Below are 14,665 nucleotides of genomic sequence, written 5' to 3'. Positions count from 1 at the left end.
GTCCCCTCTCCCCCTGGGAGAGGGCTAGGGTGAGGGCCCGCCCAAGCGCCGAAACATCCCTGTAGGTTGGGCGGGGGTGCCTAGCCCATATCCGCGACCCGCCGGCCAGGCCGGCGCCTCACCCTGAACCAACCCTCACGCCCCCCCGCTGTCCAATCCGCTCATCCAGATTGGCGGCTTTCGACATTGCCCGCGCGCCCAGGCGGCGGGAACATCAGGGAACTCCAGACAAGAACAAACCCAGGAGTTCTGCGATGCGTTCCCATACCGCCGCCACGGCCGAATTCGACTACCGTGCCACCGCCGACGCCGTCCTGGCCGGCAACCTCGATGCCCTCAACGCTTGTGTCGAATGCTGCGACCGCCATGCCATCCCTGGCCGCGTCGCGCTGTTCTGGGAGGGCAAGGACGGCGACAGCGCCTCCTATACCTTCACCCAGCTCAAGGAACTCTCTGGCCGCTTCGCCAGCTTCCTCCACGGCCTCGGCGTGCGCCCCGGCGACGTGGTCTCCGGCATGCTGCCGCGCACCCCGGAACTGCTGATCGCCGTGCTCGGCGCGTGGCGGCTGGGCGCGGTCTACCAGCCGCTGTTCACCGCCTTCGGGCCCAAGGCCATCGAGCACCGGGTCAAGCTGGCCGGCAGCAAGGTGGTGGTGACCGACGGCGCCAACCGCAGCAAGCTCGACGAGGTACCCGACGCGCCCACGCTGGTGACTGTCGGCGGGCCGAAGGGGCAGGGCATCCGCCACGGCGACTACAGCTTCTGGGCCGAACTGGAGCGCCATTCGCCGGACTTCGAACCGGTACTGCGCAGTGGTGAAGACACCTTCCTGCTGATGTTCACCTCTGGCACCACCGGGCTGGCCAAGCCACTGGCCGTACCGCTCAAGGCCATCGTCGCCTTCGTCGGCTACATGCGCGATGTGGTCGGGCTGCGCGAGGAGGATTCGTTCTGGAACCTCGCCGATCCGGGCTGGGCCTACGGGCTCTACTACGGCATCACCGGGCCGCTGGCCATGGGGCACCCGATCACCTTCTACGAAGGCGCGTTCACGGTGGAGAGCACCTGCCGCATCGTGCGCAAGTACGCCATCACCAACCTGGCCGGCTCCCCCACCGCGTACCGGCTGCTGATCGCTGCCGGTGAAGCCGCGTCCAAACCGCTCAGGGGCCGCCTTCGCGCGGTGAGCAGCGCCGGTGAGCCGCTGACCCCGGAAGTGATCCGCTGGTTCGCCAGCGAGCTGGGCGTGACCATCCACGACCACTACGGCCAGACCGAGCTGGGCATGGTGCTGGCCAACCACCACGAGCTGGAGCACCCGGTGCACATGGGCGCCGCCGGCTACTCCATCCCCGGCCACCGCGTGGTGGTGCTGGACGAGCAGGGCAACGAGCTGCCCGCCGGCCAGCCCGGCGTGCTGGCCATGGATCGCCGCCAGTCGCCGCTGATGTGGTTCGCCGGCTACCAGGGCATGGAGACCAAGTCCTTTGTCGGCGACTACTACCTGAGCGGCGACACCGTGGAGCTGAACGCCGACGGCAGCATCAGCTTCGTCGGCCGCGCCGACGACCTGATTACCACCTCCGGCTACCGTGTCGGCCCGTTCGACGTGGAGAGCGCGCTGATCGAACACCCGGCGGTGATCGAGGCGGCGGTGATCGGCAAGCCGGACCCGGAACGCACCGAACTGGTCAAGGCCTTCGTGGTGCTCTGTTCATCCTACCGGCCGGGCGCGGAGCTGGCCGAGGAACTACAACAGTACGTGCGCAAGCGACTGTCGGCGCACAGCTACCCGCGGGAAGTGGAGTTCGTCGACGAACTGCCCAAGACCCCCAGCGGCAAGATCCAGCGCTTCCTCCTGCGCAACCAGGAGATCGCCAAGCAACGCGAAGCGGCCGAGAAATCGGCGGCTCACTGAGTACAGCGGAGAGACTTCATGCAGATCCAGAACAAGGTATTCCTCATCACTGGCGGCGGTTCCGGCCTCGGCGCGGCCACCGCGAAGCTGCTGGTGAGCGCTGGCGCCAAGGTGGTGCTGGCCGATGTCAACGCCGAAGCCGGCGCGGCCCAGGCCGCCGAACTGGGCGAGGCGAATGCGCGCTTTATCCGTACCGACGTGTGCAGCGAGGCTGACGGCAAGGCTGCCGTGCAACTTGCATTGGACACCTTCGGCGCCCTGCACGGCCTGGCCAACTGCGCGGGCGTTGCGCCCGCCGAGAAAGTCATCGGCCGCAACGGCGTACACGGGCTGGAAAGCTTCGCCCGCACCGTCAACATCAACCTGATCGGCACCTTCAACATGCTGCGCCTGGCTGCCGAAGCCATGGCCCGGAATGAGCCGGACGCCGGCGGCGAACGCGGGATCATCATCAACACCGCCTCGGTCGCCGCCTTCGACGGGCAGGTCGGTCAGGCCGCGTATTCCGCTTCCAAGAGCGCGGTGGTCGGCATGACCCTGCCGATTGCCCGCGAACTGGCGCGCTCGGGCATCCGCGTGATGACCATCGCCCCCGGTATCTTCGAGACGCCGATGATGGCCGCCATGCCCCAGGAAGTGCGTGACTCCCTCGGCGCCAGCGTGCCGTTCCCGCCGCGCCTCGGTCGCCCGGACGAGTACGCCGCGCTGGCCCGCCACATCATCGAGAACAGCATGCTCAACGGCGAAGTGATCCGCCTCGACGGCGCCATCCGCATGGCCGCGAAATAAGCAGGAGGAGAGAGTCATGAACGATCCCATCGTCATCGTCAGCGCCACCCGTACCCCCATGGGCGGCTTCCTCGGCGACTTCAAGGACGTCACCGCCGCCACCCTCGGCGCGGCAGCGATCCGCGCGGCGGTAGAACGTGCCCGCCTGGGCGCTGAAGAAGTGGATGAAGCCGTGCTCGGCTGCGTGCTCTCCGCCGGGCAAGGCCAGGCGCCGGCGCGCCAAGCCGTGCTGGGCGCGGGGCTTGCGCGCGGCACGCCGTGCTCCACGGTGAACAAGATGTGCGGCTCGGGCATGAAGGCCGCGATGATGGCCCACGACGCCATCCTCGCCGACAGCGCCCGCGTCGCCCTGGCTGGCGGCATGGAGAGCATGTCCAACGCGCCGTACCTGCTGGAGCGCGCCCGCAGCGGCTATCGCATGGGCCACGGCAAGGTGCTCGACCACATGTTCCTCGACGGCCTCGAGGACGCCTACGACAAGGGTCGCCTGATGGGCACCTTCGCCGAGGACTGCGCCGAGAAGTACGGCTTCACCCGCGAGCAGCAGGACGACTACGCGATCACTTCGCTGACCCGCGCGCAAAAGGCCATGAGCGAAGGCCGCTTCAAGGACGAGATCGTCGCGGTGACGGTCAAGGCCGGCAAGGAGCTGCGCGCCATCAGCGAAGACGAGCAGCCACCCAAGGCGCGGCCGGACAAGATCCCGACCCTGAAGCCGGCGTTCCGCGATGGCGGCACGGTGACGGCGGCCAACGCCAGCTCCATCTCCGACGGGGCCGCCGCGCTGGTGCTGATGCGTCTGTCCGAAGCCGAAAAGCGCGGCCTGACCCCGCTGGCGGCGATCCGTGGCCATTCGTCCTACGCCGATGCGCCGAACCTGTTCCCGACCGCCCCGGTCGGCGCGGTGAACCGGCTGATGCAGCGCACCGGCTGGGCACTGGGCGACGTCGACCTGTTCGAGGTCAATGAAGCCTTCGCCGTGGTCGCCATGGCCGCCATGCGCGACCTGGATATCCCCCACGACAAGCTCAACGTCCATGGCGGCGCCTGCGCCCTCGGTCACCCCATCGGCGCTTCCGGCGCGCGGGTGATTGTGACCCTGCTGTCGGCGCTGAAGCAGTACGACCTCAAGCGCGGCGTGGCCTCGGTGTGCATCGGTGGCGGCGAAGCCACGGCCATCGCGGTCGAGCGCCTGGCCTAAGGAGCGAGAGATGATTCCCAGCGAAGAAGACATCCAGATTCGCGACGTTGCCCGCCAGTTCGCCCAGGAACGGCTGAAACCCTTCGCCGCCGACTGGGACCGCGAGCATCGTTTCCCCGTCGAGGCGATCAAGGAAATGGCCGACCTCGGCTTCCTCGGTATGCTGGTGGCGGAGCAGTGGGGCGGCGCGCAGACCGGCCACCTGGCCTACGCCATGGCGCTGGAGGAAATTGCCGCCGGCGACGGCGCCTGCTCGACCATCATGAGCGTGCACAACTCGGTGGGCTGCATGCCCATCGCCAAGTTCGGCAACGATGAACAGAAGCACCAGTTCCTGGTGCCCCTGGCCCGTGGCGAGATGATCGGCGCCTTCGCCCTGACCGAACCGCAGGCCGGCTCCGACGCCAGCTTCCTGAAGACCCGCGCGCGCCGCGACGGCGACCACTATGTGCTGAATGGCAGCAAGCAGTTCATCACTTCCGGCAAACATGCCGGTGTGGTGATCGTCTTCGCGGTGACCGATGCGGCGGCCGGCAAGAAGGGTATCAGCGCCTTCATCGTGCCCACCGATACGCCCGGCTATCGCGTGGTACGCGTCGAGGACAAGCTCGGCCAGCATGCTTCCGATACCTGCCAGATCGCCTTCGACGACGTGCGCATCCCGGCCAGCTACCGGCTGGGCGAGGAGGGGCAGGGCTACAGCATCGCCTTGGCCAACCTGGAAGGTGGGCGCATTGGTATTGCCTCCCAGGCGGTCGGGATGGCCCGCGCAGCCTTCGAATACGCTCGCGACTACGCCCACGAGCGCGAGACGTTCGGCAAGCCGATCATCCAGCACCAGGCCGTGGCTTTCCGCCTCAGCGACATGGCCACCGAAATCGCCGTGGCGCGGCAGATGGTCCACCACGCCGCCAGCCTGCGCGAAGCCGGCCTGCCGTGCCTGACCGAAGCCTCCATGGCCAAGCTGTTCGCCTCGGAAATGGCCGAGCGCGTGTGCTCCGCGGCGATCCAGACCCTCGGCGGCTATGGCTATCTGCAGGACTTCCCGGTGGAGCGCATCTACCGCGACGTGCGCGTGTGCCAGATCTACGAAGGCACCAGCGACGTGCAGCGGCTGGTTATCGCGCGGAGCCTGTAACGGGTTCGCCGGCAGACCCCGGCCTGTTCGTTGGACAGGCACTTCGGCAGGGCGGGGGCTGCGGGTGGCTTGTTCTTCTGTAGGAGCGAGCTTGCTCGCGAACAATGCTCGCTGGGGATTTTCCGGTTGCGCGGTTCGCGAGCAAGCTCGCTCCTACAAGGTTGGCTCCGGCACACCAACGTAGGATGGCGTGGAGCGAAGCGATACCCATCGATGGGTATCGCCGGAAGCATCAGGCCCGCTCCGCCGCCTCACGCGCTTCCCGCGCCGTCACCTGCTGGCACAGTTCGATGATCTGCTCGCGCATCCAGCGGTTGGCCGGGTCCTGGTCGGTGCTTTCGTGCCAGTACAGGTGGGTTTCCAGCTTGGGCACGTCGTTCACCGGCAGGTCGACGAAGTGCAGGCCGTGGTGGCGGGCGAAGCGCTCGGGCACGGTGACCACCATGTCGGTCTGCTGCACCACGGTCGAAGCCATCAGGTAATGCTGCGAGCGCAGGGCGATCTTGCGCTGCAGGCCCATCTTGCCCAGCGACAGGTCCACATAGCCCAGGCCGCTGCGGCGGCTGGAAATCTGGATGTGCGCCACCGACAGGTATTCCTCCAGGGTCACCTTGTCCTTGGCCAGCGCATGGCCCTGGCGCATGGCGCAGACGTAGCGGTCTTCCATCAGCTTGACGTGGCGCACCTGCGGGTCGGTGTTCAGCGGCGCATCCACGGCGAAGTCCAGGCGGCCGGCGGCCAGTTCCTTGGTGGTCTCGCGACGCTTGGAGAGGAAGCTCTCGATGTGCACGTTCGGCGCCAGGCGACGCAGGCGCTGGAACAGCGGCGGCAGGACGATGGCCTCGGTGAGGTCGGTCATGCTGATGCGGTAGGTCTTGCTTGCCTGGGTCGGGGTGAAGGTGCGGCTCTCCTGCACCGAAACGCGCAACAACTGCAGCGCATTGCGCACCGGCCCGATGATGTTCTGCGCCATGGGCGTGGGCACCATGCCCTGCGCGGTGCGCACGAACAGCGGGTCGTTGAAGGTTTCACGCAGACGGGCGAGGGCGTTGGAGACGGCTGGCTGGGTAATGCCGACGATCTGCCCGGCGCGGGTCAGGTTGGCTTCGGTGTAGATCGCGTCGAAGACGATGAACAGGTTCAGATCGACCTTGCTGAGGTTCATTCCAGGGCTCCGCTTGTAGTTGTTCTGCGGCCGATCATACCCGAACGAACGCTCAGGTCCATACGGGTTATGAATGTTCATTGATTCGGATAATAGGCTGGGTAAATGCCCTTGGCTGTTCTAGCATCATCACCACACAAACAACCGCCGCCAGAAGGTTAGCCCCCATGGATTTCGCTTATTCCGCCAAGGTTCAGGACCTGCGTGAACGTGTCACCGCGTTCATGGAAGCTTACGTCTACCCCGCCGAGAAGGTGTTCGAGGAGCAAGTGGCGCAAGGCGACCGCTGGCAGCCCACGGCCATCATGGAAGAGCTCAAGGCCAAGGCCAGGGCCGAAGGCCTGTGGAACCTGTTCCTGCCTGAGTCCGAGCTGGGTGCCGGCCTGACCAACATGGAATACGCGCCGCTGGCGGAAATCATGGGCCGCTCGCTGATGGGCTCCGAGCCGTTCAACTGCTCCGCGCCGGACACCGGCAACATGGAAGTGCTGGTGCGTTACGGCACCGAAGAGCACAAGCGCACCTGGCTGGAGCCGCTGCTGCGCGGCGAGATCCGCTCCGCCTTCGCGATGACCGAGCCGGGCGTGGCCTCTTCCGACGCCACCAACATGGAAGCCAACGCCGTACGCGACGGTGACGAGTGGGTCATCAACGGCCGCAAGTGGTGGACCTCCGGCGCTTGCGATCCGCGCTGCAAGATCATGATCTTCATGGGCCTGACCAACCCGGACGCGCCGCGTCACCAGCAGCACTCGATGATCCTGGTGCCCACCGACGCTCCCGGCGTGAAGATTCTCCGCCCGCTGCCGGTATTCGGCTACGACGATGCCCCGCACGGCCACGCCGAAGTGCTCTTCGAGAACGTGCGCGTACCTTATGAGAACGTGCTGCTCGGCGAAGGCCGTGGCTTCGAGATCGCCCAGGGCCGCCTCGGCCCAGGCCGCATCCACCACTGCATGCGCTCCATCGGCATGGCCGAGCGCGCGCTGGAACTGATGTGCAAGCGCTCCGTCAGCCGTACCGCCTTCGGCAAGCCGCTGGCGCGCCTGGGCGGCAACATCGACCTCATCGCCAATTCGCGCATCGAGATCAACCAGGCCCGCCTGCTGACCCTGCATGCGGCGTACATGATGGACACCGCCGGCAACAAGATCGCCCAGAGCGAGATCGCCCAGATCAAGGTCGTCGCGCCCAATGTCGCCCTGCAGGTGATTGATCGCGCCATCCAGATGCACGGCGGTGCTGGCGTCTCCAACGACACCCCGTTGGCCTACTTCTACGCCATGCAGCGCACCCTGCGTCTGGCCGACGGCCCGGACGAAGTGCACCGCGCGGCCATCGGCAAGTTCGAGATCGGCAAGTACGTACCGCGTGATGCGCTGCGTAGCAGCCGCTGATCCCACCCGTAATGAAAAGGCCCGCTGATGCGGGCCTTTTCATTTATTGCGGGGGAGAGGGCTCCGTCCCGTCGCTCCTCGTCCGTTGCTCGATCAGCCATTCCCGCCGCGAGTGCAGTTGGGCGGCGAAGGCGCGCGCAGCGGCCTCATGGGGAAAGCGCAGCGTGCGACGACCGAGACGGACCTGCCAATAGGCCCGGCCGCGAAACTCAACGGCTTCGATCCTCACCTCCAGCGCTTGCATGGATCCTCTCCTGGCTGACGATTTCCAGCGGTTCCTCGCTGGAGCGACGGGTCTTGAGCAAAGATAGCAGTATGCCACCCGCCAAAAGGCCGAAGGTTACGCCAAGCGACAGGGCGGCGGGAACCTTGCCGATGAACCCATGCAGGAAAATCTTCGTGCCGATGAACACCAGCACCAGCGCCAGGGCGTACTTCAGGTAGACGAAGCGGTGGATCATCGCCGCCAGCGAGAAGTACAGGGCGCGCAGGCCGAGGATGGCGAAGATGTTCGAGGTGTAGACGATGAACGGGTCCTGGGTGATGGCGAAGATCGCCGGCACGCTGTCCACGGCGAACACCAGGTCGGCCAGCTCGATCAGGATCAGCGCCAGGAACAGCGGGGTGGCGTAGCGCACCAGCTTGCCCGAGGCATCCGGCATCTTCACGAAGAAGTGGTGCTCGTGGAGGGTGTCGGTCATGCGGATGCGCTTGCGCAGGAACTTCAGTACCGGGTTGTTGGCCAGGTCCGGCTCGCTGTCATGCTTGCTGAACAGCATCTTTACCCCGCTGAACAGCAGGAAGGCGCCGAACACGTACATGATCCACTCGAATTCCTTCACCAGCGCGGCGCCCAGGCCGATCATCAGCGCGCGCATGACGATGGCCCCGAGGATGCCCCAGAACAGCACCTGGTGCTGGTAGCGGCGGGGAATGCCGAAGAAACCGAAGATCATCGCCATGACGAACACGTTGTCCATGGACAGCGACTGTTCGACGAGGAAACCGGTGTAGTACTCCACCGCGCTGGTGGCGCCGAACTCGTACCAGACCCAGCCACCGAAGGCCAGGCCGCAGGCGAAGTAGCCGGCGGAGAGCATCAGGCTTTCGCGCACGCCGATCTCATGGTGATCGCGTTGCAAAACGCCCAGGTCGAGTACGAGCAGAAGAATCACGATGGCCAGGAAGGCCAGCCAGAACCAGGTGGCGGTTCCGAGGAATGGTGCGGTCAAAAAGGCGTGCAGAGCTGTCATGTGGCCCCTCCCTTAGTGTCGTTGTCGAAAAGTGACTCCGACATGGCGGTTGGCAACCGTCAGAGGGGCCCGGCGTCACTGGCGGGAAAATAGCAGAGCGGACGCCTCAGGCAAGTGCTGGAACGTAACAAGTTCCTACATGAATTCCGATTCGAGGCGTCAGCGTCTGAAGGAAAGTTTAGACGCTGATCCTCGGAAGGCTCGCTATTGGCTGGGTACTTCAGTAAACCCAGACTTCCACGCGACGGTTCTTCACCCGGCCGTCATTGTCGCTGTTGGCCGCCACCGGCAGGGCATCGCCCATGCCGCTGATCTCGCGGAACATCACGCCGTCCTTCGCCAGCTCGCGGCGCACGGCCATGGCGCGCAGCTTGGAGAGCAGCTCGGCGCGGGCCGGGTCCTGTTTGGGGTCGCCGAAGCCGACCAGCACCGCCTGCTTGTTCATCTTGCCGTTCTGCTGCAGGTAGGCCAGCAGGCGGTCGATGTCACGCTGGGCCTTGTTGTCCAGGGTGGCGCTGCCTTCGCGGAAGCGGAAGTTCACCGACAGCCGCTCGGCATCCCGCGCCAGGGCCTGGTAGCCCTCCGGCATGCTGGCGCGCGGGGCCATCTTCACCGCCTGTACGCGCTGGCCGACGAAGCCGCTGGCGCTGACCAGGGCCTGGCCCTTGTCGCCCTGGGCGAACTGCAGCAGGGCGCGGGCCCAGCGGTTCGGTTCCTCGGGTTTCATGTAGAGGAACAGGCGGCGCGACAGCGGGTAGTCTTCGGTCGCGATCAGCGTGGTGGAGGGCGGCATGGCCTGGGAGTCGCCATCGGCGATGCGCAGGGCCTTGGACTTCTGGATCGACGACAGGCCGACGAAGCCGATGCCCTGCGGGTCCTTGCTCACTTCGGTGGACAGCTGGTCGCTGGACTCGAAGCGCTGCACGCCGCTGGCCAGCGCCTTGCCGTGGCTGGCCAGCACCAGCTCCTTGAAGGTATCGAAGGTGCCGGAGTTGTCATCGCGGGCGTACAGGTGGATCGCACCGCCGCGGCCGCCCAATTCTTCCCAGGTTTTCACTTCACCGGAGAAAACTCGCGCCAGGTCGTCGGTGGTCAGCTCGTCCAGCGCATTGGCTGGGCTGACGATGATCGCCAGGCCATCGATGCCGATCACCTGTTCGGCCTTGGCGCTGCGCAGGTTGCCCGACGCCGACAGGCCCGCGACTTCGGCGTCCTTGATCGGGCGCGAGGCGGCGGCCAGTTCGGCAGTGTTGCCCTTCAGCGCGACGAAGCCGGTGCTCGAGCCGTGGGCCGCCAGGTCGACGATGGCCTCCTTTCCGTCGCCGGTGCGGCCGATGATGCGCTGTTCGTTCTCCGCCTGACCCGGCTGGACGCTGACGTTCGAGTAGCCCTCGCTGACCAGCAGGCCCTTTACCAGCTCCGGCAGAAGGTGCGCGCCGATAGTGTTGGAGCCCTGGATGCGCAGCACCGGAGCGTCGCCCTGGGACGAGGGCAGGGCGGCGAATGCCGACCAGGGGAACGCGTAGCAGATGAACGCGATGGTGAGCCAGGCGATGGTAACGGGCCAGGGTTGGGCATCACTGGGGCTCGACTTGTACTGCATGGGTCCACTTCCATTTGAGGCATCGTTGGCGCGGCAGATTAAGTCGGAATCATTGCATCGATATGACGCTTCGCTGCGGGGCAGAGCCGTTTCCGCAGCCTTCAGACATGACTGGTGGATTGCCGGAGATTTCCGATTTCACCGCCGTTCGGCCAGGGCTATACAGGTCGTCCGTTACGCCATGCCGGAGAACGAAATGGACGAGATCCTCGATTTTGCGTCGGTCCTGATGAAGCTGGTGCTCATCCTGCTGGCCGTGTTGATGGCTGGCGCCCTGGTCATGGCGCCTGAGAGGGCGCTGGCGGTGGCGCCCTCGATGCTCATGTTGGTGGCTCCGCTGTTCGCCCTGGTGATGCTGCTGGACTTGACAGGGGTTGTACGGCGTTTTTCAGCGGACAGGCTGGCCAGGAAGAGTGCGCGCCGCTGGAGCCACGACTGAGCCGGGGCTGCGGAATGTGCTGGCAACAGAGTGCGGATGGAGTGATAGGAAAAATCTCCCAGCTCATCAGGAAAGCCTGATAACACCCGTTTTCCGGCCAAGCGAAACTTGCGCCGTTTCAACGTCCCCGCCGGAAAGTGATCATGACCCAATCCCATAGCGCGCCAGCTCCGGCTGGCTCCGAGCATCGCCTCAAACCGACCGTCTTGGCCCTGCATGTCGCATCCGCTGCCTCCTGGGGACGCCCTTGGCGGCGCCGCGCACTGAGCCTGCCGTCCCCCAGAGCATTGACCTTCCAGGGCATCCGTCTGCCATTGCAGCCGTTGCGTTCCTGGCTCCATCTCCTGTCCAGGGCCGGGATGCTGGGAGTGCGTCAACCTGCCTTGAGCATTCTGAGCCATCCAGAGGAAGACGAGGACGTACCGACGAAGATCGAGGACCTGGGCTTCGAGATGGGCACCGAGATGATCCTGGACTTCGCGAATTTTGCCCGGCAGTCGCGGCTCAATAGCTCCGTCGAACAGAAATCGACAACGGCCGCCGAGGAGGTCGCCGGCGTTGATGAGCCGCCCGCAATCGCTTCCGAATCCGGCATCGACGAGCTGCATGCGCTCGGCATGGCCGGCAGCGTTTCGTCGGAGTCGGTGGACCAGGACTTCCTGGGAAGTGGCACTCCTGGCGCGCAGGACGACTCCGAGGTGAATACGGTGCAGCAGGGCCAGAACGCTGACCTATCCCCCGCTTTCGAATCGCGCATCCAGGCGGATGAGCCGTTGGGCCTGCAGACTCTGGACGCGCCGGAACCCGCCGTGGTTTCCGCAACGAGTTCGCCGGACATGACCGTTCTGGCTGAACAGCTCGAGCCGGCCGAAGAAGAGTCCAGGGAAGAGAGGTTGACCGGTATCGAGTCTCCGGAGCTTTCGTCGGGGGAAACCGTGACTCTGACTGAACTGTCCGCGCCCGAAACCATGGAAGTCGCTTCGCCCTCCATGATGGAGCCTTCGGAAGTGGAAGACTCGGAGGAGCATTCCACGGAGGAAGTGGTCGAGCATTCGCCACCGGAAGTGACAGATAGCGGTGTGCCGGAAATAGAAGCGTCAGTGACCATGGCAGAGGTGGCGCCCGAGTTCGACGGTACTTCGGAGCTGAACCAGTCTCCCCTTGAGAAGCTGCCGGTGGAGGCGGTGCACGAGCCAGTGATCGAGGCGGTCGTCGAGCAATCGCTGCCGGACATGATGTTCGCCGAACAGGGACCGGACCTGAGCGCTCCGGAAATTGCCGCCGAGAGCGAAATCGGTAACGGGCAAGTGGCCGAACCGACGCAACCGGAAGTGATGACGGCGTCAGAAGAACCCAAGGCGGTGGCTCCGGCAATTGTGGTCAGCGGCGTTCGTATCGCCAGGAAACCCGTAGTGCTGCCGCAGCCGACAGTGGCGCAGAAGCGCGCTACACCGAGCGCTGGCGTGCCATTGGCGGAAGAGATGAGCGCGCCGGCTGTCGAAGTGGCGATCGAGAAGCCTCTGCCGGAAGTGGCGGAAGAGTCTGCTGCGCAAGGTGTGGGTGAGGTGGAAACCACTGCTGTGAATGCGCCTGTCGTTGAAGACATTGCCCAGCAGCCGCAGCCCGCGCTCGCGAAGGCCATTGCACAGCCTGAGTCGGATAGCACACCGGTCGTCATGCACTGGACGCCGGTGGCGCTGGATCAACAGCCCGATCTGGTCATGGGCGATATGCAGGCGCTCGAACGGGCTCAGGAAGCAGTCGACTCCGACGAGTTCGGTTTCGAACCGATGATCGCCAGCCTCGAAGATGCCTTGGCCGTGCTGGCCGCTGCCAATGCTGTTCATGAAGAGGCGCCGGTCGCTCAGGTTGAGCCGGTAGCGACACTGAGCGCAGCACGAGCCACTTTAGCCCCCATTGCTGCCGAAGCCCGGTGGGCCGACGACAGCCGCCCTGAAGCAGCGGCGCTTCAGGGAATCTTTATCCAGAAGGAAACTGAAATGACCGAAATGCGCGATGAGTTACCCGAGGTCGATGTACAGGACACCGCTCCTATCTCTTCGATAGAGCTGCAGGAAGTGGCGGCCTCGCTGAGCGTGCCCCAACTCGAAGCCGATCCGGACGATGTGCTGTCCGATGTCCAGAGCACCTTGAATTCTCTCGCGGGCATGGCTCAAGGGCTGACCCAGCAAAAGCAGGCGGCTGGTCGTCTGCAGGAAGAGCTGGAAGAGTGGAACAACCTACTGCAGGAGCGTGAGCGCCTGGCGGGCGACAAGGAAGAGCGCCTGCTGCAGTTGGAGAACCATCTGAAGGAAGCCAAGACCAACCTTGATCGAATGGCTGCGGAGAACAACCGTCTCCTGGCGGAGCGTAGCGAGGCACTCAAGGAACTGGCGCAGACCGTCGACCTGCGTGACAAGACCACCGTCAAGCGTGCCGAGTCGATCCAGCTGGAACAGCAGCGTATCGATGAACAGGCGGCCGGCCTGCGTAACCGTGCGAGCGAGCTGGATGAGCGGGAGAGCGCCTTGAAGCGCAAGAGCGAGGAACTGGGCGTTCGGCTGAAGCAACTGCAAAGCGCCAAGGACAAGTTCAGCACCATCGTGAAGAGCTTCAACGAAACGGTGCAGTTCAACAGTACCTTGTCCGCCATTTCCAAGACGGTCAACGAGTGACCGGAACGACCTGCACGCCCTCGGGCGCGCCGGTCGAGAGCACCTGCCGCAGTGGAGACGCTGGCGCAACAAGGGTTGCCGAGACACGGAATTGTCCGGCTCCTTCGTTGCGTCAGCGGCGTATTCCGTTGGGGCAGCCATTCAACGACATTTCTGCGGGAACGACTGCTGCGGTGGATTCTTTCGATACGCCATGTCGCACCCGGCCCGCGGGGCCTTTGCTGCATGGAGGAACATGGCCCGCATAGTACTCATCGAACCATCGCGGCGTGACTTCGTCACACTCCGCCGCTTTCTGCTGGACCACGGCCATCAGTGCGACGTGCATTTCAAGTATGCGCGGCAAGCCCTGAGTGGTCTGGACGCCAGTGAATGCGATCTTCTGGTGGTGACGCTGGAGCTGCCGGACATTCATGGTATGGAACTGGTCACCATCCTGAGGCGTGATGGGCGGCTGAAACCGACTACCCCGGTGCTGGTGTGTTCCAGGTTGGGATCACCGCTGAATATTCAGCGCGCGATTAGAATCGGGGTGTCGGGATTTCTGCTGATGGACGATCGGCCCACGCTGATCGGCAGGGCCGTCGACGCCGTTCTCGCGGGCGGCAAGGTCTTTCCTGAGCATGCGCGATTGCCGCTGGGTGGCGATCCCAGGCTGGACTCTGCTCTGGTGCTTCCCACGCACCTGGTTGCTGTTCTGCATGGCCTGCACCGGGGGCGTTCGGTCGCTTCGCTGGCGGAGATCCTTGCGTTGTCAGGGGCGAGCATCGGTCAGCACAAAAGGCAACTGATGCGGAAGTTATCGGCCACGACCCTTGAGGAGCTGTTCAGCGTCAGCGAGGAGATTGGCCTGCTCTAGCGGGTGCGAACCCATTCTGCGTCCTTTGCCGAGCCCTGTTTTTCCGGCAAGCCTGGATCCCCCTGGGAACTGAGTCGATTCAGTCAGGTGGTCTTGCATAGTTTTCCTTCGTCTATGCAGGAATTTACTGACATTCACGATGGCTCCGAGTTGTAAGAATTCTTCCTGCAACCTGTCCTGCTCTTCCGCAAACGAGGAAGAGCGGGGCAGCCCATCGGCTCTTCCAG

At 64.8% G+C, this 14,665-nt stretch carries 12 protein-coding genes; 8 read left to right on the top strand and 4 right to left on the bottom strand.

The window, feature by feature from the left end; genetic code table 11:
- Window positions 1-254 precede the first annotated feature (254 nt).
- Genes CTR55_RS04740 through CTR55_RS04725 form a run of 4 tightly spaced genes read left to right on the top strand, consistent with a single transcriptional unit; the run spans window position 255 to window position 5,047 of the window.
- Window positions 255-1,919, top strand: coding sequence for an acyl-CoA synthetase (locus CTR55_RS04740; protein ID WP_296284392.1), 1,665 nt, complete (start codon window positions 255-257; stop codon window positions 1,917-1,919).
- Window positions 1,920-1,937: 18 nt separating this feature from the next.
- The gene (locus CTR55_RS04735; protein ID WP_296284391.1) at window positions 1,938-2,708 is read left to right on the top strand and encodes a 3-hydroxyacyl-CoA dehydrogenase; all 771 of its coding nucleotides are present in this window, start codon (window positions 1,938-1,940) and stop codon (window positions 2,706-2,708) included.
- A gap of 16 nt (window positions 2,709-2,724) precedes the next feature.
- Window positions 2,725-3,909 carry an acetyl-CoA C-acyltransferase gene (locus CTR55_RS04730; protein WP_296284390.1) on the top strand — a complete coding sequence of 395 codons (1,185 nt, stop codon included), beginning with the start codon at window positions 2,725-2,727 and terminating at the stop codon, window positions 3,907-3,909.
- A gap of 10 nt (window positions 3,910-3,919) precedes the next feature.
- Window positions 3,920-5,047 carry an acyl-CoA dehydrogenase family protein gene (locus tag CTR55_RS04725; protein WP_296284389.1) on the top strand — a complete coding sequence of 376 codons (1,128 nt, stop codon included), beginning with the start codon at window positions 3,920-3,922 and terminating at the stop codon, window positions 5,045-5,047.
- A gap of 232 nt (window positions 5,048-5,279) precedes the next feature.
- Here the strand turns inward: CTR55_RS04725 and CTR55_RS04720 are convergent, their stop codons facing one another.
- Window positions 5,280-6,212 (bottom strand): LysR family transcriptional regulator, encoded by a 933-nt coding sequence (locus CTR55_RS04720; protein WP_296284388.1) that lies wholly within the window; start codon window positions 6,210-6,212, stop codon window positions 5,280-5,282.
- 167 nt (window positions 6,213-6,379) lie between these two features.
- Between CTR55_RS04720 and CTR55_RS04715 the strand changes: the two genes are divergently transcribed.
- Window positions 6,380-7,609, top strand: a complete 1,230-nt coding sequence (locus tag CTR55_RS04715; protein ID WP_296284387.1) for an acyl-CoA dehydrogenase — start codon at window positions 6,380-6,382, stop codon at window positions 7,607-7,609.
- Window positions 7,610-7,652: 43 nt separating this feature from the next.
- On the opposite strand, the gene CTR55_RS04710 is transcribed toward CTR55_RS04715, so the two are convergent.
- The 3 genes from CTR55_RS04710 to CTR55_RS04700 all read right to left on the bottom strand — a co-directional run bounded on the left by CTR55_RS04710 (window position 7,653) and on the right by CTR55_RS04700 (window position 10,465).
- Window positions 7,653-7,853: a hypothetical protein gene (locus CTR55_RS04710; RefSeq protein ID WP_296284386.1), complete on the bottom strand. Its 201-nt coding sequence runs from the start codon at window positions 7,851-7,853 to the stop codon at window positions 7,653-7,655.
- Window positions 7,819-8,862: a TerC family protein gene (locus tag CTR55_RS04705; protein WP_296284385.1), complete on the bottom strand. Its 1,044-nt coding sequence runs from the start codon at window positions 8,860-8,862 to the stop codon at window positions 7,819-7,821. The genes CTR55_RS04710 and CTR55_RS04705 overlap by 35 nt, the downstream gene beginning before the upstream one ends.
- A gap of 220 nt (window positions 8,863-9,082) precedes the next feature.
- The gene (locus CTR55_RS04700; protein WP_296284384.1) at window positions 9,083-10,465 is read right to left on the bottom strand and encodes a phosphate ABC transporter substrate-binding/OmpA family protein; all 1,383 of its coding nucleotides are present in this window, start codon (window positions 10,463-10,465) and stop codon (window positions 9,083-9,085) included.
- 196 nt (window positions 10,466-10,661) lie between these two features.
- Between CTR55_RS04700 and CTR55_RS04695 the strand changes: the two genes are divergently transcribed.
- The 3 genes from CTR55_RS04695 (at window position 10,662) to CTR55_RS04685 (ending at window position 14,438) form a co-directional block, all read left to right on the top strand.
- Window positions 10,662-10,904, top strand: coding sequence for a hypothetical protein (locus tag CTR55_RS04695; protein ID WP_296284383.1), 243 nt, complete (start codon window positions 10,662-10,664; stop codon window positions 10,902-10,904).
- A gap of 143 nt (window positions 10,905-11,047) precedes the next feature.
- A complete protein-coding gene (locus CTR55_RS04690) occupies window positions 11,048-13,579 on the top strand; it encodes a hypothetical protein (protein WP_296284382.1) in 2,532 nt (843 codons plus the stop codon).
- A gap of 235 nt (window positions 13,580-13,814) precedes the next feature.
- Window positions 13,815-14,438: a response regulator transcription factor gene (locus CTR55_RS04685; protein ID WP_296284381.1), complete on the top strand. Its 624-nt coding sequence runs from the start codon at window positions 13,815-13,817 to the stop codon at window positions 14,436-14,438.
- Window positions 14,439-14,665 lie beyond the last annotated feature (227 nt).

This window comes from Pseudomonas sp., from assembly GCF_002796985.1.
Taxonomy (GTDB): Bacteria; Pseudomonadota; Gammaproteobacteria; order Pseudomonadales; family Pseudomonadaceae; genus Pseudomonas.
Note: the sequence above shows the minus strand (reverse complement) of the source record. Positions and strands in the feature narration are given on the sequence as shown.

Coding starts and splice junctions, on each gene's coding strand:
- CTR55_RS04700 (WP_296284384.1), bottom strand. CDS start 10,465: ATGCAGTACAAGTCGAGCCCCAGTGATGCCCAACCCTGGCCCGTTACC.
- CTR55_RS04730 (WP_296284390.1), top strand. CDS start 2,725: ATGAACGATCCCATCGTCATCGTCAGCGCCACCCGTACCCCCATGGGC.
- CTR55_RS04690 (WP_296284382.1), top strand. CDS start 11,048: ATGACCCAATCCCATAGCGCGCCAGCTCCGGCTGGCTCCGAGCATCGC.
- CTR55_RS04720 (WP_296284388.1), bottom strand. CDS start 6,212: ATGAACCTCAGCAAGGTCGATCTGAACCTGTTCATCGTCTTCGACGCG.
- CTR55_RS04685 (WP_296284381.1), top strand. CDS start 13,815: ATGGCCCGCATAGTACTCATCGAACCATCGCGGCGTGACTTCGTCACA.
- CTR55_RS04710 (WP_296284386.1), bottom strand. CDS start 7,853: ATGCAAGCGCTGGAGGTGAGGATCGAAGCCGTTGAGTTTCGCGGCCGG.
- CTR55_RS04715 (WP_296284387.1), top strand. CDS start 6,380: ATGGATTTCGCTTATTCCGCCAAGGTTCAGGACCTGCGTGAACGTGTC.
- CTR55_RS04695 (WP_296284383.1), top strand. CDS start 10,662: ATGGACGAGATCCTCGATTTTGCGTCGGTCCTGATGAAGCTGGTGCTC.
- CTR55_RS04705 (WP_296284385.1), bottom strand. CDS start 8,862: ATGACAGCTCTGCACGCCTTTTTGACCGCACCATTCCTCGGAACCGCC.
- CTR55_RS04740 (WP_296284392.1), top strand. CDS start 255: ATGCGTTCCCATACCGCCGCCACGGCCGAATTCGACTACCGTGCCACC.
- CTR55_RS04735 (WP_296284391.1), top strand. CDS start 1,938: ATGCAGATCCAGAACAAGGTATTCCTCATCACTGGCGGCGGTTCCGGC.
- CTR55_RS04725 (WP_296284389.1), top strand. CDS start 3,920: ATGATTCCCAGCGAAGAAGACATCCAGATTCGCGACGTTGCCCGCCAG.